Origin of the sequence: Streptomyces abyssalis, assembly GCF_001751365.1 — a bacterium.
Classification (GTDB): domain Bacteria; phylum Actinomycetota; class Actinomycetes; order Streptomycetales; family Streptomycetaceae; genus Streptomyces; species Streptomyces abyssalis.
The window spans coordinates 295125-316782 of record NZ_LJGT01000037.1 but is presented as its reverse complement, the minus strand read 5'-3'; the positions used below and the strand labels follow the sequence as shown (position 1 = coordinate 316782).

General features: G+C 68.6%; 19 protein-coding genes, 1 tRNA gene and 1 pseudogene. 6 read left to right on the top strand and 15 right to left on the bottom strand.

Going from position 1 to position 21658, the window contains the following annotated elements; genetic code table 11:
* Window positions 1-81: 81 nt before the first annotated feature.
* Window positions 82-1221 carry a site-2 protease family protein gene (locus AN215_RS04580; protein WP_079122691.1) on the bottom strand — a complete coding sequence of 380 codons (1140 nt, stop codon included), beginning with the start codon at window positions 1219-1221 and terminating at the stop codon, window positions 82-84.
* A 210-nt stretch (window positions 1222-1431) separates the two neighbouring features.
* Here AN215_RS04580 and AN215_RS04575 point away from each other — a divergent pair, with 210 nt between their 5' ends.
* The 3 genes from AN215_RS04575 to AN215_RS04565 all read left to right on the top strand — a co-directional run bounded on the left by AN215_RS04575 (window position 1432) and on the right by AN215_RS04565 (window position 5003).
* A complete protein-coding gene (locus AN215_RS04575) occupies window positions 1432-1878 on the top strand; it encodes a PaaI family thioesterase (protein ID WP_070010093.1) in 447 nt (148 codons plus the stop codon).
* Window positions 1879-2326: 448 nt separating this feature from the next.
* Window positions 2327-3478 (top strand): S8 family peptidase, encoded by a 1152-nt coding sequence (locus AN215_RS04570; protein ID WP_245694225.1) that lies wholly within the window; start codon window positions 2327-2329, stop codon window positions 3476-3478.
* A gap of 190 nt (window positions 3479-3668) precedes the next feature.
* Entirely contained in the window at window positions 3669-5003 is a 1335-nt protein-coding gene (locus AN215_RS04565) for a M14 family metallopeptidase (protein ID WP_070010095.1), read from the top strand.
* A 73-nt stretch (window positions 5004-5076) separates the two neighbouring features.
* Here the strand turns inward: AN215_RS04565 and AN215_RS04560 are convergent, their stop codons facing one another.
* Window positions 5077-5646, bottom strand: coding sequence for a GNAT family N-acetyltransferase (locus tag AN215_RS04560; protein ID WP_070010096.1), 570 nt, complete (start codon window positions 5644-5646; stop codon window positions 5077-5079).
* A 73-nt stretch (window positions 5647-5719) separates the two neighbouring features.
* Window positions 5720-6913 carry a Glu/Leu/Phe/Val dehydrogenase dimerization domain-containing protein gene (locus AN215_RS04555; RefSeq protein WP_070010097.1) on the bottom strand — a complete coding sequence of 398 codons (1194 nt, stop codon included), beginning with the start codon at window positions 6911-6913 and terminating at the stop codon, window positions 5720-5722.
* 563 nt (window positions 6914-7476) lie between these two features.
* On the opposite strand from AN215_RS04555, the gene AN215_RS04550 reads away from it, so the two are divergent.
* Window positions 7477-8679: an acyl-CoA dehydrogenase family protein gene (locus tag AN215_RS04550; protein ID WP_070010098.1), complete on the top strand. Its 1203-nt coding sequence runs from the start codon at window positions 7477-7479 to the stop codon at window positions 8677-8679.
* 98 nt (window positions 8680-8777) lie between these two features.
* Here AN215_RS04550 and AN215_RS04545 read toward each other — a convergent pair whose 3' ends face one another.
* Both AN215_RS04545 and AN215_RS04540 read right to left on the bottom strand, forming a co-directional pair.
* On the bottom strand, window positions 8778-8990 hold the full coding sequence (locus AN215_RS04545) for a DUF397 domain-containing protein (protein ID WP_070010099.1): 213 nt from the start codon (window positions 8988-8990) through the stop codon (window positions 8778-8780).
* The gene (locus AN215_RS04540) at window positions 8987-9841 is read right to left on the bottom strand and encodes a helix-turn-helix domain-containing protein (RefSeq protein WP_245694223.1); all 855 of its coding nucleotides are present in this window, start codon (window positions 9839-9841) and stop codon (window positions 8987-8989) included. Before AN215_RS04540 ends, AN215_RS04545 begins: the two co-directional genes overlap by 4 nt.
* A gap of 226 nt (window positions 9842-10067) precedes the next feature.
* On the opposite strand from AN215_RS04540, the gene AN215_RS04535 reads away from it, so the two are divergent.
* The gene (locus tag AN215_RS04535) at window positions 10068-11669 is read left to right on the top strand and encodes a GMC family oxidoreductase (protein WP_070010101.1); all 1602 of its coding nucleotides are present in this window, start codon (window positions 10068-10070) and stop codon (window positions 11667-11669) included.
* A 106-nt stretch (window positions 11670-11775) separates the two neighbouring features.
* Window positions 11776-12219, top strand: a pseudogene (locus tag AN215_RS30220) (ATP-binding protein); the annotation flags it as partial.
* Between the two features lie 97 nt (window positions 12220-12316).
* On the opposite strand, the gene AN215_RS30215 reads toward AN215_RS30220, so the two are convergent.
* From AN215_RS30215 to sucD, 10 genes are all read right to left on the bottom strand, one after another.
* Window positions 12317-12727 (bottom strand): hypothetical protein, encoded by a 411-nt coding sequence (locus tag AN215_RS30215; protein ID WP_245694320.1) that lies wholly within the window; start codon window positions 12725-12727, stop codon window positions 12317-12319.
* A 253-nt stretch (window positions 12728-12980) separates the two neighbouring features.
* Entirely contained in the window at window positions 12981-13352 is a 372-nt protein-coding gene (locus tag AN215_RS04520) for a hypothetical protein (RefSeq protein WP_139140687.1), read from the bottom strand.
* Window positions 13353-13535: 183 nt separating this feature from the next.
* The gene (locus AN215_RS04515; RefSeq protein ID WP_070010105.1) at window positions 13536-14243 is read right to left on the bottom strand and encodes a hypothetical protein; all 708 of its coding nucleotides are present in this window, start codon (window positions 14241-14243) and stop codon (window positions 13536-13538) included.
* Entirely contained in the window at window positions 14243-15586 is a 1344-nt protein-coding gene (locus AN215_RS04510) for a putative T7SS-secreted protein (RefSeq protein WP_070010106.1), read from the bottom strand. Before AN215_RS04510 ends, AN215_RS04515 begins: the two co-directional genes overlap by 1 nt.
* Window positions 15586-15891, bottom strand: coding sequence for a DUF6317 family protein (locus tag AN215_RS04505; RefSeq protein ID WP_070010107.1), 306 nt, complete (start codon window positions 15889-15891; stop codon window positions 15586-15588). The genes AN215_RS04510 and AN215_RS04505 overlap by 1 nt, the downstream gene beginning before the upstream one ends.
* 67 nt (window positions 15892-15958) lie before the next feature.
* A complete protein-coding gene (locus AN215_RS04500; RefSeq protein ID WP_139140686.1) occupies window positions 15959-16306 on the bottom strand; it encodes a hypothetical protein in 348 nt (115 codons plus the stop codon).
* A 426-nt stretch (window positions 16307-16732) separates the two neighbouring features.
* Window positions 16733-18226 (bottom strand): Re/Si-specific NAD(P)(+) transhydrogenase subunit beta, encoded by a 1494-nt coding sequence (gene pntB / locus AN215_RS04495; protein WP_070010109.1) that lies wholly within the window; start codon window positions 18224-18226, stop codon window positions 16733-16735.
* 6 nt (window positions 18227-18232) lie between these two features.
* Window positions 18233-19777, bottom strand: a complete 1545-nt coding sequence (locus AN215_RS04490; protein WP_070010110.1) for a Re/Si-specific NAD(P)(+) transhydrogenase subunit alpha — start codon at window positions 19775-19777, stop codon at window positions 18233-18235.
* A 438-nt stretch (window positions 19778-20215) separates the two neighbouring features.
* Window positions 20216-20300 (bottom strand) — tRNA-Leu (locus AN215_RS04485).
* 478 nt (window positions 20301-20778) lie between these two features.
* On the bottom strand, window positions 20779-21657 hold the full coding sequence (gene sucD, locus AN215_RS04480) for a succinate--CoA ligase subunit alpha (RefSeq protein WP_070010111.1): 879 nt from the start codon (window positions 21655-21657) through the stop codon (window positions 20779-20781).
* Window position 21658: the final 1 nt, after the last annotated feature.

The window sequence follows — 21658 nt, the reverse complement described above, 5'->3', positions numbered from 1 at the left end:
ACGAAGGACTCGGACGCTCCCGGGCGACCTGCCTGCGAGATCCGTCTGCCCGGTGAAGGTGGGCACGCCGCCCGGAGACTCCTAGCGCCGCCCCGGCTCCGCGAAGTCCATGAGCCACGTCACCGTGCGGCTCACGTCCGAGAGGGTGAGGATGCCGACGAGCCTCCCTCCGTCCGCCACCAGGACCCGGTTGTGCGCACCGGACTCCATGCGCGGCAGCAGGTCCGCCAGCGAGTCCTGCGGACCCACGACCGTGACCTGGGACAGCGGCACCATCACCTCGTCCACCGTCACCTTCTCGGCGCTGTCCCACGGCACCCGTCTGGCGCCCTCCAGCGTGAGCAGCCCCACCGGTGCTCCCGCTTCGCCGACGACCGGGAAGGCGGAGTGCCGCTTCCGGTAGGACGGACCGGCCAGGAAGTCGGCCACGATCAGCCCGGTGAGCGCCGTGATGGGATCGGGCGTCATCGCGTCCCGCACCGGCACGCCGGACAGCACCCCGCGCAGCTGCGCCTGCCGTCCCTCGGCGGTGGCGGCCGCGATGAGGAACCAGCCGACCAGCGAGAGCCACAGTCCGCCGAACGAGCCGCTGCCCAGGAAGAGCACGAGTCCCAGCAGCACCAGCAGCCACCCGAAGACACGTCCCGCGGTGGTGGCGCCCGCCGTCGCCTTCAGCCGGTCGCCCGTACGCCACCAGAGGAAGGCACGAAGCAGCCGGCCACCGTCGAGCGGGGCGGCGGGAACGGAGTTGAAGACCGCGAGCAGGACGTTGATGGCCGCCAGCCAGGCCACCGCCTCGACGACGAGCCCCGGTGCGGCTGCCACGTCCAGCACCCAGGCGGTGAGCACGAACAGACCGCCCAGCAGGAGGCTGACCAGCGGGCCGACGCCCGCGATCCGCAGCTCCGCTGCCGGGGTCGCGGCCTCCGACTTCATCCGGGCCGCTCCGCCGAGCAGCCACAGGACGATGTCGTCCACGTCGATGCCGTTACGCCGGGCCACGAGGGCGTGGGCCAGTTCGTGCGCGAGGAGTGAGAAGAAGAAGACGACGGCCGCGAGGAACCCGGCCACCCAGTACACGGCCACCGGCTGGTCCGGATACGCGTCGGCGAGGCGGCCCTGCGCCAGGCCGAAGGCGATGAGCCCGAAGATGAGCAGCACGCTCCAGTGGACGCCGATACGGACACCGGCGATCCGTCCCATCACGAAGGTCGCCCGCACGTCTCTCTCCCCTGCTCGAAGCGTCTACGAACAGTCAGTCGTCCCACCGGCCCGCCCACTTGAACCGCCCCGGGGGCCATCGGTGGGGCGGTTGCGGAGAGGCCGGGCGGGTGTGGAAGAACCGCGGAACCTCTCGCGTTTGCCTGACAATGCGGATGACCGCGGAGGCCGCGAGGGCCGCGGAGGCAGGCGACGGAAGGAGCAGCGACCATGCCCGAGAGGACCGGACCGTTCTGGGACGGCGTTGCCGGGCATGCGCCCATGCCGCGGGCAGCGCAGACGCTGGGGCTTGAGTTCCTGGACGCCGATCCCGAACAGGGCACGATCGAGCTGGCGTTCACGGCGACGGAGGACTTCACCAACCCCATGGGCAACGTCCTGGGAGCGTTCCTCTCCGCGATGCTCTACGACACCGTGGGCCCCGCCCTGCTCGCCACGGTCGGCCCCGGGGAGTTCCAGTCCACCCTGGAGCTGAAGGTGAGCTTCCTGCGTCCGGCCCGTCCGGGGCGGCTCATCGGGCGGGGACGCGTGGTGCGCCGCGAGGGTGATCTCGCGTTCCTGGAGGCGTCCCTCTTCGACGGCGACGAGTCGACGATCGCCACGGCCTCCGCCACCGCCCGCGTCATCGACCTCGCGGACGCGGCGTCCGCCGTCTGAAAACCCGCTGACCGACGTTCGCAGGACCACACCGCGGGCCCGGCCCGCCCGCCCCGTGCCGATTCCCCCGCCGGCCGAGGCTCTTGACTCTTGACGTGCTCTTGACGAGGTCTTCAGGGCCCCGCAGACTTCTGCGCAGCAGGGCAGCGGCTTCGACAAGGGCTGTTGACAGCTTCGGTGCGCCGGCCCGGGTGTTCTCGTCCCACCGACGGACAACCGGAACCCAAGCTCGGCGGCACGCCGGATCAACTCGGCCGGAAGCAGCTCCAGTTGCCCCGTGTACCACCTGACCAGTCACACATCCGCGTGCCCCACCACGCCCCTGCCAGGTCGAGGCACGCAGCAGCCCGGTCCGCACGCGTCCGAGATTTGGTCCAGGAAAGGTCTGGTGCACTTCATGCGATCTGTCACCCGTCGTCTCAGCGCCCTCGTCCCAGCAGTCCTGCTGATGGCAGGCATACAACTGGCCGGAACGCCGGCCCACAGCGCCACGCCCTCCCCCGCCGACGTGAAGCTTGCACCCACCGGGACGGAGATCCCGGGCAGCTGGATCGTCACCCTCAAGGACGGCACCCGGTCCACCGGCTCCGTCGCGGACGAACTCACCCCCGGCAAAGGCCGTCCCGCGCATGTCTACGACGACGTGCTGAATGGTTTCTCCGCGAAGATGACGGAGGCTCAGGCACGCAAGCTGGCCACCGACCCGCGCGTCGCCCTCGTGGAGCAGGACTCCAAGATCACGGTCAGCGACACCCAGCAGGACGCCACCTGGGGAATCGACCGGATCGACCAGCGCGACCTGCCGCTCGACAGCACGTACACCTACAACACCACGGCCTCTGGCGTGAACATCTACGTCATCGACACCGGAGTCCGCACCTCGCACAGCGAGTTCGGCGGCCGGGCGTCCATCGGCACCGACACCGTCGGCGACGGCCAGAACGGCAACGACTGCAACGGGCACGGCACACACGTCGCAGGTACCACTGCCGGGACCACGTACGGGGTGGCCAAGGAAGCCTCGGTCGTGGGTGTCCGCGTCCTCGACTGCAACGGATCCGGCACCGTCTCCGGTGTGGTCGCGGGCGTCGACTGGGTCACCGCCAACGCCGCGAAGCCCGCCGTCGCCAACATGAGTCTCGGCGGCAGCGCCAGCGACACACTCGACAACGCAGTGCGCAACTCCATCTCCTCCGGCGTCAGTTACGCCCTCGCCGCCGGGAACGGCGACTTCCTCGGCTTCCCCCAGGACGCCTGCACCGCCAGCCCCGCCCGGGTGACCGAGGCGATAACGGTCGGCGCCACCGACAACGCGGACGCACGCGCCTCCTTCTCCAACTACGGGACGTGCGTGGACCTGTTCGCGCCCGGCGTGGACGTCACGTCCGCCTGGATCGATGACGACTCCGCCACCAGCACCATCAGCGGTACGTCCATGGCCTCGCCGCACACGGCCGGTGTGGCCGCCCTCTACCTGGCCGACCACCCCGACGCCTCCCCCGCCGAGGTCCGCGACGCGCTCGTGAACAACGCCACGAACGACAAGGTCCAGGACCCGATGACCGGTTCCCCGAACAAGCTCCTCCACAGCCTGTTCTGATCCGTCGGTCCGGTGCGCGGAGAAGCATCCGTTCCTCCCAGCACCGGACCGCACCCGGGCCCGGCGCGCGCAGCCACGGCCGTGCCGCCGGCCCCGGGACGCCGTACAGCACCTCGCATCGCCAGACCGGAGGGCGCGGACCCGTCCGCGCCCTCCGGGCACCCCCCTTGCTCCCGATCCAGGAGTTGCCATGCGACTTCGTACACACCGAAAGCGGTCCGCCGCCTTCGCCGCCCTGCTGGCGCTCGCACTCGCGGCGCCGCTCACCGCAGCCACCGCCTCTTCCCCCGACCGGCCGTCCACCGCGACCGCCGAGGAGACCATCAGGCAGTACGAGATCCACGGGCCGTCCACTCCGGCGGCCCGCACCGCCCTCGCGGCCACCGGAGTCTCGATCGACGAGGTCCACGACCACTCCGTGGTCGTCAGCGCCGACCCGTCGCAGACCCGCACGCTGCGGAAGCTCGGACACGACCTCAAGAAGCTGGCCGGGCCTCCTGCCCGCACCGGCGGACGTGACGCCGAGCCCCGCGACTTCCCACCCGACGACGCGGGTTACCACAACTACGCCGAAGCGATGAACGAGATCGACCAGCGCATCGAGCAGAACCCCTCGATCATGAGCAAGACCGTCATCGGCAAGTCCCACGAGGGCCGGGACATCATCGCCGTCAAGGTCAGCGACAACGTCGGCACGGACGAGGACGAGCCCGAGGTCCTCTTCACCCACCACCAGCACGCCCGCGAGCACCTCACCGTCGAGATGGCGCTCTACCTGCTGCGCGAGTTCGGCGAGGACTACGCGACGGACTCCCGCATAGCGGACGCCGTGAACGGCCGCGAGATCTGGATCGTCCCCGACCTCAATCCGGACGGCGGCGAATACGACATCGAGTCCGGCTCCTACCGCAGCTGGCGCAAGAACCGGCAGCCCAACTCCGGTGCCGGAGCGGTCGGTACGGACCTCAACCGCAACTGGGACTACAAGTGGGGCTGCTGCGGCGGCTCTTCCGGCAACGAGAGCTCTGAGACCTACCGGGGCCCGTCCGCCGAGTCGGCACCCGAGGTGAAGGTCGTCGCCGACTTCGTACGCTCCCGGGTCACGGGAGGCAAGCAGCAGATCAAGGCGGCCATCGACTTCCACACCTACAGCGAACTGGTGCTGTGGCCCTACGGATACACCCACGACGACACCGCCGAGGGGCTCACCCAGGACGACCGTGACGCCTTCGCGGCCGTCGGCGAGAAGATGGGCGCGAGCAACGGCTACACCGCCGAGCAGTCCAGCGACCTCTACATCACGGACGGCTCGATCGACGACTGGCTGTGGGGCAACCAGAAGATCTTCGGCTACACCTTCGAGATGTATCCGGAGAGCATCGCCGGCGGCGGCTTCTACCCGCCGGACGAGGTCATCGAGCGCGAGACGGACCGCAACCGCGACGCGGTGCTCCAGCTGATCGAGAACGCCGACTGCATGTACCGCTCCATCGGCAAGGAAGCGGAGTACTGCGCCGGCACCTGAGTGCCGGCCGCACCGGGAACCCCCGGGGGCGCTTCGGCGCCTCCGGGGTCCGGCCCTTGGGCAGGGCGGCAGCCTAGCCCTTCGAGTACTGCTTCGAGCGCGGCTTCGAGTCCGGCTTCCAGTCCTGGACGAGGAGGCCGAGCAGCACCTCGTCCATGAACTCGCCCATCACCCAGGCCGAGGAGCGCAGCACGCCCTCCCGGACGAAGCCGTTGCGCTCGGCGGCGCCAAGCATCGCCGCGTTGTCCGACAGCGTCTCGACCTGCAGCCGGTGCAGGCCGCGCACGACGAAACCGTAGTGGCACAGAACCGCGACCACGTCCGTGCCGTAGCCCTTGCCGCGACAGGACGGCAGCAGCCCCAGCCCGATGTGCGCGGACCGGTTGTGATTGTCGATGCCCCACAGATTCGCGAAGCCGAGCAGCGCGCCACCGTCCAGCTCCACCACGGAGAACCGGACATGGGCCTGGTTCTTGTCGTCGTCCACCACCGACTGCGAGTCCTTCGCACCGGGCGCGACCGGGCGCCACGGCTGGTCGTCGGACCGCGAGTAGTTGACCACGTCGTTGTGCAACTCGGCCTGCAGGACCGGGATGTCGTCCTCGTGCCGGGCCCTGAGCCCGACCTTGCTCCCCCTCAGCATGCGGATTTCCTATCCGACTTGGCCGGCCGGCGGCAAACCAATAAGTTCCTTCGCGCCTCCCGTGGCGACGGGTTCACCCGTACCGCCCGAATCGCTCCGCGATGACCGGCAGCCGCTCGGCGGCGATGGCGTGGGCGGCAGCCCTCGGGGTCGTGCCGTCGGCCTCCGCGCGTGACAGCATCAGGCCGGTCAGGGCGCGCATCGAGCGGCGGGTGCGGGTGAACGCCTCGTCGGCGTCGGCGCCGATGTCGCCGAAGAGCGTCCACCACCACCAGGCGTTCGTGCAGGAGTTGACGACGACGTCCGGCAGTACGGTGACCCCGCGTGCGGCAAGCAGTTCCTCGGCCTCCGGCAGCACCGGCATGTTGGCCGCCTCCACGATCCAACGGGCCGTGATCTGCGACTGGTTGACGGTGTCGACGGCGTACGAGACCGCTGCCGGGACCAGGACCTCGGCATCGGCGGAGAGCCAGGCGCCGCCCGGCAGCCGCCTGTTGCCGGGGGCGAGTGCCGAGCGGTCCACGGTGCCGTACGCGTCACGCGCGGCGAGCAGGGCCTCCACGTCCAGCCCGGCGGGGTCGGCGATGGTCCCCTCGACGTCTGCCACCGCGACGATCTTCAGCCCGGCGCGGGAGAGGAAGCGGGCGGTGGCGCCGCCCATGGTGCCCAGCCCCTGCACCGCGGCGCGGGCGGACCCGTAGGCCACTCCGGCCCTGTCGAGCGCCGCGAGCACCGCTTCGGCGACGCCGCAGCCGCCGACCAGCTCGTCGAGCCCGATGCCGTCCACTTCGACGGCGAAGGCGTCATCGAGCCGTCGCCGCGCGGCACGCTCGTCGTCGAGAAGCGGGTAGACGGCCTGGATGGTGGAGGACAGCCCGGCTTCGGCGGCCGCGGAGTCCACGGTCGTCTGCGTCAGCCCGAGGTCCTCGCCCGTGGTCCAGAAGTGCTCGATGTGCGGGCGCATCGCGCGCAGATAGCGCACGAGCACGCCGTAGGCCTCCGGGTCCTGCGGGTCGCAGTCGATGCCGCCCTTGGCTCCGCCGAGTGGTACGTACCGGCCCTGCGGGTCGTAGTGCAGCGCCTCCTTCATCGTCATCCCCCGTGCCAGGCCCGCCACTTCGTCAAGCGTGCAGCCCTTGCGCATCCGCAGGCCGCCGCTGGAGACGCCACGTACGAGGCGGTCTATGACCAAGTAGCCCTGGCGGCCTGTCACATGGTCGGTCCACGTGAGGGAGACAAGCGGGGCGTCCGCGGGGGTCGTGCTCATCGGAGAGACCGGACCGGCATGGTGCCTCCAGGGGCGGTGGGCGTGGGTCGCGACTGATCGGCGAGTCAGTATCGAAAGGTGCCGGAGCCGTGTCAACGAGGCGATTCACCGGACCGCCGGCCGGTCCCGGGGGCCTGGCCGTCCGCGCACCCGCCCGCTCCGACGTCCAAGATCGCGCCGAAACCCTTCTGTGACTTCGGCCGCATCACCCTCGACAGCCGTCGCACATGGTGCTCTATTGGTTCTGCGAACCCAGGCCGGGAGAGCTCGACGCTCCCCTGGCACCGGCCCCCCTTGCACCGCAATGGTTCCGTCGGCCACCGACGGCCGCGCGGACGGCTTCACGGGGGCCGGCGATTTCGAGAAGCGTGCCGGGCCGTTCCGCCCGGGCGCCGGCTCAACCTCCACATCCCTTCATCCGACCCAGCACCCACATGTGACGCCGATGTCCGTTACGCCCACATCCGGGCTGATGGGTACCGGCTCTGCCGCCTCTGCCGCTCCGACCGGCGGCGTCGCTCCAACCGATCCAGAACCGCCCCGGGGGAGAAAGTGGAAGAGAGATGTCCACCTCGCACGTCACCGAAGATCACGAGCGTCTCCGCCTGCAGGTGAGGGAATTCGCGGAGACCAAGGTCGCCCCGCGGGTGGCGGAGATGGAATCCTCCGCGGCCGTCGAACAGGAACTGGCCGAGCTGATCGCCAAGCAGGGCTGGATCGGCGTCACCATCGACCCCGCCTACGGCGGCATGGGTGCGGGCCACCTCGCCAAGACCATCGTCATCGAGGAGATCTCACGCGTCAGCGGCGCCATGGGCGCAATGGTCCAGGCGTCCCAGCTGGGCGTGGCCAAGGTCATCCACTTCGGCAGCGAACGGCAGAAGCAGGACTGGCTGCCGAGGTTCGCCGACGGGTCGTGCCTGCCCACCATCGCGGTCACCGAGCCGGGGTCCGGCGGTCACGTCCTGGGCATGGAGGCCACCGCCCGGAGGGAGGGCGGCGACTACGTCCTCAACGGCCGCAAGGTCTTCGTCGGCAACAGCCACGTCGGCGACGTGCACGGCTTCGTCGTCCGTACGGGCCCGGGCGCGAGGGGCCTGTCGGCCTTCCTCGTCGAGTCGGACCGGCCGGGCCTTTCGCTCACCCCGCACCAGCAGGCCATGGGCCTGCACGGCTTCAGCTTCGGGGAGCTGGTCCTCGACGACTGCCGGATACCGGCCGCCAACCTGGTCGGGGAAGAGGGGGACGGCTTGGCCGTCGCGTACTCCTCCAGCATTCTCTACGGCCGGCCCAACCTGACGGCGGTCTCGCTGGGCATCCACCAGGCGATCATGGAGGAGACGACCCGCTTCGTGCAGGAGCGCCGGCGGTACGGCGGTCCGCTGGCGGACCTCCCCACGGTCAGGCACAAGATCGGGCTGATGCAGTCGCGGCTGATGACCGCGAGGCTGACCGCCTACGACGCCGTGCACCTCCTGGACGAGGGCAAGCCGTGCGACGCGGAGCTGATGCACGCCAAGTACATCAACGTCGAGGCGGCCCTCGACTCCTCCCGCACGGCCATGGAGATCCACGCGGCGGCCGGCCTCCAGACCGACCGTCCCCTCGAACGCCTCGTCCGTGACGCGTACCACACCTACGCGCCCGCCGGCACGGGCGACATCCAGGTCCACCGCCTCGCGGAGACGGCCCTGGGGACCTCCCGGGGTCAGTGGTCACAGCGTCTGGCGCCGCAGGCGTCGGCGCGGAGGCTGGGGGTGGCCTGACGGGGCGGCCTCCCGGCCGGGTCGATGTCCCGGGCTGCCGCCCGTACGTGAGCGGGGCCGCGGCACGCGTTGTGCGGCGGCCCCGTACCCGTGACGGATCAGCCGAGCCGGTCGGCTGCCATCCCGACGAACCGGGCCCACGCACCGGGTGCGACCGCGAGCACCGGCCCGTCGGCAACCTTCGAATCCCTTACGTGCACGGCGCCGGACGCGGCGGCGACCTCCACGCACTCGCCGCCGCCGCCACTGCTGTGACTGCTCTTGAACCAAGCCGAATCGGGCACCGTCGGCCCAGGCGTCTGGATGCTCATTCCACTCCCAGCAGATCCTCGATGAAGGCCAGTGACTCACTCGGAGTGAGCCCCTGCGACCGCAAGATGCTATAGCGCGCCTCGAGTTCATGTACTTTGCGCTGCCCTGTGTACATGCGGCTGTCGTCCTGCACCTCGGTGTAGGCAATGCGCTGGCCCTCAGAAGTGTCGATCAGATTGAAGGGCCCACCCAATCCCGCGTGATCCTCGCGCGCGGTGGGCATCACCTGTACCTCCACGTGTCGTTTCTGTCCCGCTAGCAGAATCTGCTCCAGCTGCCCACGGAGTACGCGTCGGCCACCGATCGGTTTTCGCAGCACGACTTCCTCGACGATGAAGCTCAACAACGGCGCAGGACGGCGGGTGAGAATTTCCTGGCGAGCCATGCGTGCTGCCAACCGCTGCTCGATCACCTCGTCATCCAGCAGCGGCCGCTGCATCCGAAAGACAGCCTGCGCGTACTCCGCTGTCTGAAGGAGGCCCGGCACTGCGTGAGTCGCATACACACAAAGGCCGACCGCACCGGCCTCCAACCGCGCCATGTCGCGGAAGAACGCCGGGTATTGGGCCCTCGCAAGCTCCTCCTTGAGTGCCGTGAGCACTCCCCCAGCCCCCAGCACCTCGTCCGCGCGGTCGATGAGCCTGGGCGGCGGAATGCGCCGGCCCTGTTCGAAGGAGGCGACCGACTGCGGTGCGTAGCCCGTGCGCTTCCCGAACTCGGCCCGGTCCAGGCCCGCTTGGGTTCGCAGCAGCTTCAACTGCCGTCCGAACGCAACGACCACACCCGTCCCCGGTTCCGCTTCAGGGCCCGCCCCGGCGCCCTCTCCCTGCTCACCGTCACCGTGTGTCATCGGCATCCTCCCCGTCGGCGGCCACTCCCCGGCCCAACGTCGTCCTCGCAACAGCGGTCACGCCGCGCACCGCGTACAACTCACCGCACCCCGCGTACAACGAGCTTCCAAACCCAAGTGACAACAAACCCAAGTGACAACCCGCTCCCGGCCGTTCAGGCTGGAGTCACCCCGAGGAGCGACATACTGGGGCTGTGGTGACCGCACCGGACAAGGGGGAGTTTCCGTGGCACAGTTCGACTACGTCATCGTCGGCGCCGGCCCGGCGGGGTGCGTGCTCGCCAACCGCCTCTCCGCGGACGCCGGGGCGAGCGTCCTGCTGGTCGAGGCAGGCGGGGCGGACACGAGCCCGCTCATCGCCGTGCCACGGGGGTTCGGCGAACTGCTGGGCGACCCCGCCACCGCGTGGCACTACCCGACCCGCCCGTTCGGTCCTGCCCAGCGGGTCGAGTACTGGGTACGGGGCAAGACCCTCGGCGGGTCGAGTTCGGTCAACGGCATGGTGTACAACCGCGGGCAGCGCGCCGACTACGACGCACTGGCCGCGCTCGGCAACCCCGGGTGGGGCTGGGACGACATGCTCCCGGTCTTCAGGACGATCGAGGACAACGCGCTCGGTGCCTCCGAACTGCGGGGCGCGGGCGGCCCGTTGCAGGTGTCGACCTCGGACGGCGGTGACCCGTTGCTCGAGGACGTGATCACCGCCGGTACCGAACTCGGGTGGCAGCGGGCGCAGGACCTCAACGAGGCCGACGAGGAACGCATCGGCTACACGATTGCGACGATCCGCGACGGCCGGCGCGTCAGCGCGGCAGGCGCGTTCCTCCACCCGGTCATGGACCGGCCCAACCTCACCGTCGCCCTGCGCACATCCGTCGACCGGGTCGTGCTCGAGGGCGGTCGTGCGGTCGGTGTCCAGGGCCGGCAGGACGGACAGTCCGTCGAGTACCGCGCCTCGCGCGAGGTGATCCTTTCCTCCGGTGCGCTGGCCACGCCGAAGATCCTGCAGCTGTCCGGAATCGGCGACCAGGCGACACTGGCCGCCGCCGGTGTCGGCATCGTGGTGGACAGCCCGAACGTCGGCGCCCGGATGCGCGAACACCGGGCATTCTTGATGCAGTTCCGGCTCACGGAGGACATCGGATACAACCGCCTTCTCGGCACTCCGGAGGGCCTGGAGCAGGCGCAGGCGGAGTACCGGGCGACCCGGGGAGGGCCGATGGGCGCGCCGTCGTCCGACATCGGCGGCTTCTTCAAGACCCGCGCCGGACTCGACCGCCCCGACGGACAGCTGCAGATCGCTCCGTACTCCCTGCTGCCGCACCAGCCCGGTAAGGCCATCGAGATCGAGCAGGAGCCGGGCATCATGTGCATCGCCTACATGCTGCGCCCGGATAGCGAGGGCAGTGTCCGCATCACGTCCGCCGACCCGGACGCACCGCTGGACATCGACCCGGGCTACTTCGCCACCGAGCACGACCGTACGACGTCCGCAGAGGTCCTCCGCGCCGTACGCCGGCTCTTCTCCACCGCGCCGCTCTCGGAGCGGATCTCGCACGAGACCGTGCCGGGCCAGGAGGTGCGGACCGACCAGGAGATCATCGACGCCGGGCTGGCCACGGGCTCCTGCGGATACCACGCGATTGGCACCGCAGCCATGGGCCCGGACGACGAGGACGTGGTCGACTCGCGCCTGCGCGTGCGCGGCGCCGCCGGTCTGCGCGTCGTGGACGCCTCGGTGCTGCCCGTCATGATCTCCGGCAATCTCAACGGGCCGGTCTCGGCGCTGGCCTGGCGTGCGGCCGACTTCATCCTCGGAGAAGCCTGACCGCAGGCGTCCGCCGCGTACAGCGCACCGCACCACCGCGTACAACGCCCCGCTCGCAGCGCGTCACCACTGGTCACGCCGCGCGACCGGCGGAAGCGTTGCGGGCATGACCAATGAGACGGTTCCACCGGTTCGTGCCGCTCAAGTGCCCGCTCTCGTGGGCCACTTCGCGATGCGGTTCAGCTCCACGCCACGGGGCGCACGCCTCGCCCGCCGCCTGGCCGGGAACAGGCTGGAGGCGTGGGACATCCCGTACGACAGCACCGCGCACGACGCCCTGACCCTGATCGTCGCCGAGCTCGCGGCGAACGCCGTGCAGCACGGCCGGGTGCCGGGCCGCGACTTCCGTCTGGTACTGACCGCCCTCGGCTCGACGGTACGCGTCGAGGTCACCGACACCCGGTCCGAGTGCGTGCCCGTCGCCTCCGCACCGTCCGGCGACTGCGACAGCGGCCGGGGCCTGCTGCTCGTCGCCTCGCTGGCGTCCCGCTGGGGCTGGCGTCCGCTCGGTGACGGACCCGGCAAGACGGTGTGGGCGGAGTACCGACTACTGGGCCCGGAAGTGTCGGATGCGACCAATGAGGAGATCAAGGAACCTCCGAGGCGTGGGCTCGTGACCGGCCCGTGCCCACGGAACCATCACGAGATCACTTGGGCTCCTCACCTGAATCGTCCGGGCGGAAGAATAGCCATTGTCCTTTGGTTCCGAAAGTCTGCCGGTGATACCCAGCCTTCTCAGCAATCCGATCTGCGTCCTTGTCCGTCAGCTTCGTGTACTTCTGCGGGTTCAAACCGATGTGGCCACGCCTGGTGACGGCCCCCGAACGCAGGTCTTTCAGGAAGACCTCCACCTGTTCCTCGAAGGTGTGCTTCCGCATCTTCCAGCCATCCAGGAACATGACGAAGAGCGATACGAGCCACAGGACGCCGACGGCGCCGAGAGCCCACCAACCCCAACCACCGAATTCACCCCCCGGCGGCGCTGCCATCACCGCTGTCGACCCAAAGAACGGTGCCATGTGAACCCCCAAGAAAAAGAACTGAACGATCGAGATCATGCAACTGCCAGCGATCGCAATGCACCCCATACAGCATGTCCCGCAACGGCGCCCGATCGGACTGGTGAGGGCCTCTGCGGCCCCGGTATTGGTACCTCGCGGCGTGTTCCTGCCGGAAGGGGCGGACGAAGGCCCGCCACGCGATTATCCGAATGGATTCCGCCTCGTAGTCCGCGGCCTTCGTCTTCATCCCCTTGCCTCCGCTGCCCCAAGTGGCACCCCAAGCCAGCGCCCCCAGAAAATTACCGCGAGATCACTTGGGCTCCTCGCCAGGATCCGACGGGCGGAAGAAGAGCCATTGGCCCTTGGTTCCGAAAGTCTGTCGGTGATACCCAGCCTCCTCAGCAATCCGATCCGCGTCCTTGGCCGTCAACTTCGTGTACTTGACCGGGTTCAAGCGGATGTGGCCGCGAACGGTGACAGCACCCGTACGCAGGTCCGTAAGGAATACCTCCGCCTGTTCCTCGAAGGTGTGCTTCCGCATCTTCCAGCCGTCCAAAAATGAGAAGAAGATCGACAGGACGAACAGGACACCGAAGGCCCCTATAACCCACCAACCCCAATCAGCAAATTCACCCCCCGGCGGCGCTGCGATCACTACTGATGTCTCCGAGGACGGTGCCATGTGAAATCCCTAGGAAAAGTACTGGACGATCGAGATCATGCAACTGCCAGCGATCGCAATGCACCCCATACGGCATGTCCAGCAACGGCGCCCGAACGGACTGGTGAGGGCCTCTGCGGCGGCCGGTATTGGTACCTCGCGGCGTGTTCCTGCCGGAAGGGCGGACGAAGGCCCGCCACGCGACTATCCGAACGTGTCCCTGATGTCGTCCCGGACCTGCTGAGCAGACTGCAGCTCTTCCTCCGTGGGCGGCTCGGGCGGAGCGGTGAAGGAGACGCCGGCGGCGAACACCGTTGCCAGTTCGAGGAATTCGTCGCCGTGCTCCAAGTCCTCCGTCGCGAAGGAGATGGAGACAGCTTCGGCGGTGTAGGGGAAGGCAAGCTGGAAGGTGACCGTGCGCACCCGCGACAGCGTGTCCTCCTCGATGCCGAACAGCACGCCCGGGACGGACATTTCATGACCGGCGACGATGACCGCGGCCACTCCCGCAGGCAGCTCCACCAGGCCCTGATGCGTGCCCTTGGGAGGAGGGTCGTTGGATTCCAGGACACTCAGCGGATACAAGTGAGGATCGCCGGGTGGACGTTGCACAACCGCGATCTGGCAGACGCCGGATACCAGTTCGTCGTCGTCGGTGCGCAGCAGGAAGGAACTGAAGTGCACGACCCCGTCATCGGCCAGCTTGGCGAGCGAGGCTTCGAAACTGAGAGCGGTGACTGCGATCTGCTCGCGCGTCGCGGAGGGGTGAAGTTCTGACAGGTCGGCGACGACCTGATCGAAACGCTCCTCCGGTGGCTGAGCGAAGTCGATGGGCCGAAACCCCTCGGGTATCCGGTACCAGAGGGGGATGGGCTCGGGGACGATCGCGGGGTGTTCGGTGGGAGCGGCCATCACAAGGCCCTCGCAACGGCGGAGATCCTTTCCAAGGGTTCCGCTGCCATTCCCGTGCCCACAAGAACGTTGTTGCCCATAGTGCCCTTGACCGCGAGGTCCGCTGTGCTGTCGCTGGAATCCCACAGGGTCGCTGCTGTGGGCGCACCGAGCGCTCCCGTCACGACAGCCTGGGAGACCTCGGCAGCGGTACCAGCCGCATTGCTGGAGGCACCCAACGCGGCCGCTCCCTTCTCCACCGTGTGTGCGAACACCGGATTCAACGGGTCCGCAGCCTTCGAATACTCCTTGAAATGAACCGCACCATTCCTCACCGCATGCACCGCACGGGAAACACCGGTGGCCCCCTTCGCGGCTTCGCCTGCCGCCACGATGCCGCGGACGTTCTTCATCCCCGTGCCCACCAGCTTCGCGGCGTTGGCACCACGGGCGGTGGCGATGGCCGCCTTGGCTCCCTTGACAGCGGGACCCACGCCCGGGACGGCCCCCAGCACATCTCCGCCAAGGGTGGCCCACTCGGACATGTTCTTGGATGTCGGTGGCCACATGTCCTTGCCGCTCTTGGCGTACTGGCGGGCATGCTGGCCCGCTGCGGCCAGGCTCAGACCGATCGCGACCGGAGCGAGGACCGGCACGAAGATGGCGGCAATGCCCGCAATCGTCGCAGCGACCGTCAGCACGTCGCCGCCGTGCTTGTCCCACCAGTCCGAGATCTTCGACCACACCCCACCATCCGGGGCGTGGTCCTCGGCGTGCTTGCGTATCTGGTCTGCGTGGTCCTGAGCGGTGTCGGAGTGGCTGCGCTCCAATTTCTCCGCCGCGTCGATGAGTTCCTGTAGCTCCGTCTGGGCACGGTCCAGTCGGTTCCACGCCGACTGCACATCGTTGTTGGCGGTATCGAGGCGCTGCTGCGCACTGTCGAGTTCGCCCTTTGTACTGAAGGTCTGCCCCGCAAGCTGGAGGTCGGGATTCTTCCGCGCCGCGTCATACTTCGCCTGTGCCGCGTCCTCCTCCTTCCGCGCCTTCTTGGCCTCCGCCTCGTAGTCCGCGGCTTTCGTCTTCATCCCCTGGAGGGAATCACTCCAGGACTGGATCTCCTTGCTCGCGCCCCGAAGCGAATCCTTCGCATCTGCCAGGTACTTGGGCAGGTCGGCAATCTTGTCGACGAAGTTCTCCCGGGCCTTGCCCTTCCAGTGCGAGCTCTCCTTCCTCAGAGAGTCCAGCAGGTCATGCGTGTCCTTGAGGACGTCAGCCGTCCCCTTGAGGTGCTTCGCGAGATTGGTCGCCAAACGCGGGTGTCCCGGCGTGGGGTTCCAGCCCAGCCCGCTCCAGTCGTCCCCCATTACCGCCCCCGTGTAGATTGCGTAAGACTCTTGTGGATCTCTGATTCTGTTTTCTCGTAGTTCTTGAGAATCGCATCGATGCCTTCCTCCAGGGTCTCGATGCGCTTCTTCGTCTCGTTCAGCCCGTGCTCCCAGTCGTCCTCGAAGTCCTCACAGGCACTGTCGAGCGAACGCTTCCCCAGGTTCTTGGGGCCGGTGTCCTTCATACGTCGCAAGGACTCCTCGAGACGATCCTTGCTCCTGGTCAGCTTCTGCTTGAGCTGCCGCAGTTCAGCCAGGTCAACTTGAAAATCAGCCTGTGCCACGTTCCCCTGCTCCCCGTGTTGATGTTGCTACCTTTGCCCCTGTGGCGTCCCCAGAATCATCGCGAGATCACTTGTTTTCATCCTCGGAGTCCGCCGAGCGAAGGAAGAGCCAGTTCCCCTTGGTTCCGAAGGTCTGCCGGTAGTACCCGGCCTCCTCGGCGACCCGGTCCGCGTCCTCCCTCCTCAGCTTCGTGTATTTGTGTGGATTCAAGCGGATGTGGCCGCGCCTGGTGACAGCCCCGGATCGCAGGTCCGTAAGGAAGATCTCCACCTGCTCCTCAAATGTGCGCTTCCGCATCTTCCAGCCTTCCAAGAACATGACGAAAAGCGACACAATCCAAAGGAGACCGATGGCGCCGACAATCCACCATCCCGCAGTACCGAATTCACCCCCCGGCGGTGCTGCCATCACCACTGGTGATCCGAAGAAAGGTCCCACGTAAACCCCCAAGGCAAAGAACTGGACGATCGGCGTGAAGGAAAACGGCCGTGAAACAGCCCAGGCACGCGGTCCCCCCTGACCACCTAGCCGTACTGAAGCCGGTCACGCAGTGTCACACAGCATGTCCGCGACGGCACCCCATCCCCCACGCCGCCGCTTGCTCTGCAACAGCTCGCCCCGACCGTATCCCAGCGTCATCGGCACAGTTCCGCCCGGGGCCAGAACGTCCACTGCGTGGGCCCTTCCCGGAGAGTCGTATACCGAACGTCGGGGCCCTGCCCCGAACGTTGGGTCCCCTCAGCGTGCGCGGATCACGATTTGTTGAGCCAGTTCCGCAGCCGCAACACCGGTCCAGGCCGCCCGAGTTCCGGGCGGCCTGGACCGGAGGAGGTACGGCCGTTACTCCGCCGACGCGCCCGCCGTCTGCCGCCCCGCGCCGGCGCCGCCGGACGCGGAACCCCCAGCCCCGGAGGGCGCCCCCGCGTCGTCCAGCGCCCGGAGGATGCTCTCCACGCTCTGCTTCGCGTCGCCGAAGAGCATCGCGGTGTTCTCCCGGAAGAACAGCGGGTTCTGAACTCCCGCGTACCCGGAGGCCATCGAGCGCTTGAAGACGATCACGTTTTCGGCCTCCCAGGCGCGCAGCACCGGCATGCCCGCGATCGGGCTGGTGGGGTCCTCCGTCGCGGCCGGGTTGACGGTGTCGTTGGCACCGATGACGAGGACAACCGACGTCTGCTCGAAGTCGTCGTTGATCTCGTCCATCTCCAGGACGACGTCGTAGGGCACCTTCGCCTCCGCCAGCAGGACGTTCATGTGTCCCGGCAGGCGCCCGGCGACGGGGTGGACGCCGAAGCGGACGTCGACGCCGCGTTCGCGAAGGGTGCGGGTCAGCTCGGCCACCGGGTGCTGGGCCTGCGCGACGGCCATCCCGTAGCCCGGGGTGATGATCACGGAGCTTGCGGCGCCGAGCAGTTCGGCGGCGTCCTCCGCGCTGGTCTCCCGGTGCTCGCCCTGTTCGTCGTCGCCGCCGGCAGGAGCCTCGATGCCGAAGCCGCCGGCGATGACCGAGATGAACGACCGGTTCATGCCCTTGCACATGATGTACGACAGGTACGCACCGGAGGAGCCGACCAGCGCACCCGTGACGATGAGCAGGTTGCTGTTGAGAAGGAATCCCGCGGCGGCGGCCGCCCAGCCCGAATAGCTGTTGAGCATGGAGACGACGACGGGCATGTCGCCGCCGCCGATCGCGGCGACGAGATGCAGGCCGAGCAGCAGCGCCAGCACGGTCACGGCGATCATCAGCCCGAGGCTCGGGGCGATGGTGAACCAGACCGTGAGCGCCACGAAGGCGGCCAGGGCGCCGAGGTTGAGGGCGTTCTTGCCCGGCAGCATCAGCGGCTGCGACTTGATCCGCGCGGACAGCTTCAGGAAGGCGACGACCGAACCGGTGAAGGTGACGGCGCCGATGAAGATGCCGATGAACACTTCGGCGTGGTGGATCGAGAGCAGCTCGGCCGGGACGACGTGCTGCGCGTCCCCCTTCGCCTCGACCTCGAAGTAGCTGTTCCAGCCGACCAGTACGGCCGCGACTCCGACGAAGCTGTGCAGGATCGCGATGAGTTCCGGCATCTCGGTCATCGCCACGAGACGGGCGCGCCACAGGCCCGCCACAGCGCCGATAGCCATGGCGACCAGGATCAGGATGGTGGCGGTGGCTGAGATCTCGCGCGCGGCGAGAACGACGGTGGCGAGCAGCGCCAGCCCCATGCCGGCGATGCCGAAGACGACGCCGGCGCGGGACGTACGGTGCTGCGAGAGCCCGGCCAGGCTGAGGATGAACAACAGGGCCGCGACGAGATCGGCGGCCTGGGCAGACGTGGTGGCAGTCATGGGGCTTCAGCCTTTCGAGAACATGCCGAGCATGCGACGGGTGACGGAGAAGCCTCCGAAGATGTTGACGCTGGTCAGCAGGATCGCCACGAACGACAGGACGGTGACCGCGGGTCCCACGTGGCCGATCTGCAGCAGCGCCCCGACGACGACGATGCCGGAGATTGCGTTGGTGACGGACATCAAGGGTGTGTGCAGCGCGTGGTGCACCTTGCCGATGACGTAGAAGCCGATGACGACCGACAGCGCGAACACGGTGAAGTTCTCTGCGAGTTGAGTCGGTGAGAACGCGATCAGCGCGAACACCGCGGCCATTCCGGCGCCGATGAGGCCGTAGCGCCCCGCGGCGGTGAGCCGCGGTTTCGCCGGTTCGGCGGCGGTGGCGGCCTCGTCGGTCTTGGGCGCCGGGGCGGCCGCGGAGACCTGTACCGGTGGCGGCGGCCAGGTCTTCTCACCGTCCCGTACGACGGTGACGCCGCGCTGCACGATGTCGTCGAAGTCCAGCGTCAGTTGCCCGTCCTTCTCCGGTGTGAGCAGCTTCAGCAGGTTGACGAGGTTGGTGCCGTACAGCTGCGAGGCCTGCGTGGGCAGGCGCCCGGCCAGGTCGGTGTATCCGATGAGCGTGACGCCGTTGCCGGTGACGACGGCCTTGCCCGGAACCGTCCCCTCGACGTTGCCGCCCTGTGAGGCGGCCATGTCGACGATGACGCTTCCGGGCTTCATGCTCGCGACGTCCTCCGCCGTGATCAGCCGCGGGGCGGGCTTGCCGGGGATCAGCGCCGTGGTGACGATGATGTCGACCTCGGCGGCCTGCTCGCTGTAGATCTCCGCGGCACGGCGGTTGTAGTCGTCCGAGGTCTGCTTGGCGTACCCGTCGGTGGATGCCTCCTGCTCGACCTCTACGGCGAGGTACTCACCGCCGAGCGAGCGGACCTGGTCGGCGACCTCCGGTCGCGGGTCGGTCGCCCGTACGACTCCGCCGAGGCTGCTGGCCGCGCCGATCGCCGCGAGCCCGGCCACACCCGCGCCTGCCACGAGGACCTTGGCCGGGGGTACTTTGCCCGCCGCGGTGACCTGGCCGGTGAAGAACCGTCCGAATACGTGCGCGGCCTCGATGACGGCGCGGTATCCGGCGATGTTGGCCATGGAGCTGAGCACGTCCAGCGACTGGGCCCGCGAGATGCGCGGCACCGCGTCCATGGACATGACGGTCAGCGACCTCTGTGCGAGGTCGTCCAGCAGCTCGGGGTTCAGGCCCGGGCCGATCATGCCGACCAGGGTCGCGTCGTCGCGCAGCCGTGCCGTCTCCTCGCGGGAGGGTTCGTTGATCTTCAGGACGATGTCCGCCTGCCAGGCGTCGCCGATCCGTGCGCCCGCTTCGGTGTACTGCTCGTCGGAGAAGCCCGAGGCCGCGCCCGCTCCCGATTCGACGACGGCTTCGTAGCCGAGTTTCAGGATCTTCCGGATGCTGTCGGGCGTGGCCGCGACCCGGGTCTCACCGGCTCTCGACTCGGCTGCGACGCCGACCTGCTGCGGATGTGAATCTGACATCGGTCTCCCTTTGCGGGGTGTTGGGCGGCTCTGCGGTTCCGTTCTGCGGCGGGACGGTCCGTTGTACTGCGGGGACGGGCGACAGTGACGGGACTACTCGGGGCGTGCTTATTTACTGTCAGTGTGACGGGCTCGGGTCGCCATGCGTTTCCTCCGTGACCTTCCGCTGCGGGGCGCTGTACCTGCGTACGGAAGCATCACCCGAGAAGGACCGCGCAGGCGAGGGGGCGTTGGTGCCGGGTCTGGCCCTGACCGGGAAGAGCCCGGTGCCGGGACGGGCGGTGGGCCGTGGCGACGCGCTGCGGCGGGGGCACGGCGGCAGACGGGGGCTGAGAACACCCTCGGTACGCAGAGAGGACGGCTGCCGGGCCGGCGGGACGCCGACGGGCCCGGGGTGCCGGCCGGAGAAGGGGCCGGCACCGGAAGGCGCAAATTCTGTGTCCGAGGGGGGACTTGAACCCCCACGCCCGATAAAGGGCACTAGCACCTCAAGCTAGCGCGTCTGCCATTCCGCCACCCGGACAAGGGTCGTCGCCCGGCTCGGCCGTGGCGACGCGGACAACCATACCAAGCCACGGCAGCGGTCTTCACCTCGGTGATCCCGGGTGAACGGCCGGCCCGGCGGGGCTTCCGCCGGGCCGGCGGTTCCGGCGGTCGGTCAAGCCGCCGGCTGGTGGGATCAGTCGGGTTCGGTCGCGTCGTGGTCGGGAGTGACGAGGGTGAGGGTGTGTTGCCCATCGTTCTTCTCCGCTCTCGTTTGCACAGGACGGGCGGTCGATGAAGCCGGCGTGGACTTATTACTGGACAGTAGTGAGTCGGCGCATGATGGCACACCCGCCACCGCCCCGATATGCGGAACGTCACGTCGCGGCAGGCCGCCGGGGCACGTCGCCGGGCCGCGCCCCGAGGCGCGCGAGCCGCCCGGGTTCGCACCGGGCCGGCCGCCCGCAGGGGTGCGCGGGCCTCTCAGGGGGTGCCGCGGGCGGCACCCCCTGAGCAGTTCACACCAGCCGGTCCAGTACGAGACGTGCCGTCCCGGTGGGGGTCTCGCCGACCCGTACACCGGCCGCCTCCAGGGCCTCCTTCTTCGCACGCGCGGTGCCCGAGGAGCCGGAGACGATGGCTCCCGCGTGACCCATGGTCTTGCCCTCGGGGGCGGTGAATCCGGCGACGTAGCCGACGACGGGTTTGGTGACGTTCTCCTTGATGAAGTCCGCCGCCCGCTCCTCCGCGTCGCCGCCGATCTCGCCGATCATCACGATCAGATCGGTCTCCGGGTCCTCCTCGAAGGCCGCGAGGCAGTCGATGTGCGTCGTGCCGATGACGGGGTCGCCGCCGATGCCGACGCAGCTGGAGAAGCCGATGTCGCGCAGCTCGTACATGAGTTGGTAGGTGAGGGTGCCGGACTTGGAGACGAGCCCGATACGGCCCGGCTCGGGTGCGATGTCGGCCGGGATGATGCCGGCGTTCGAGAGCCCGGGGCTGATGAGCCCGGGGCAGTTGGGGCCGATGACGCGCGTGCCGCGCTCCTGGGCGTACGCACGGAAGGCGACCGCGTCGTGCACGGGGATGCCCTCGGTGATGGTGACGGCGAGCGGGATGCCTGCGTCCGCCGCCTCGACGACTGCCGCCTTGGAGAAGGCGGGCGGGACGAAGAGCACCGACACGTCGGCCTCCGTCGCGTCCCGCGCTTCGGCGACCGAGCCGAAGACGGGGACGGAGGTCCCGTCCACGTCCACCCTCGTTCCGGCCTTGCGGGGGTTCACGCCGCCGACGATGTCGGTGCCCGACGCGAGCATGCGGCGGGTGTGCTTCATGCCTTCGGAGCCGGTCATGCCCTGGACGATGACCTTGCTCTCCTTGTTGAGGAAGATCGCCATG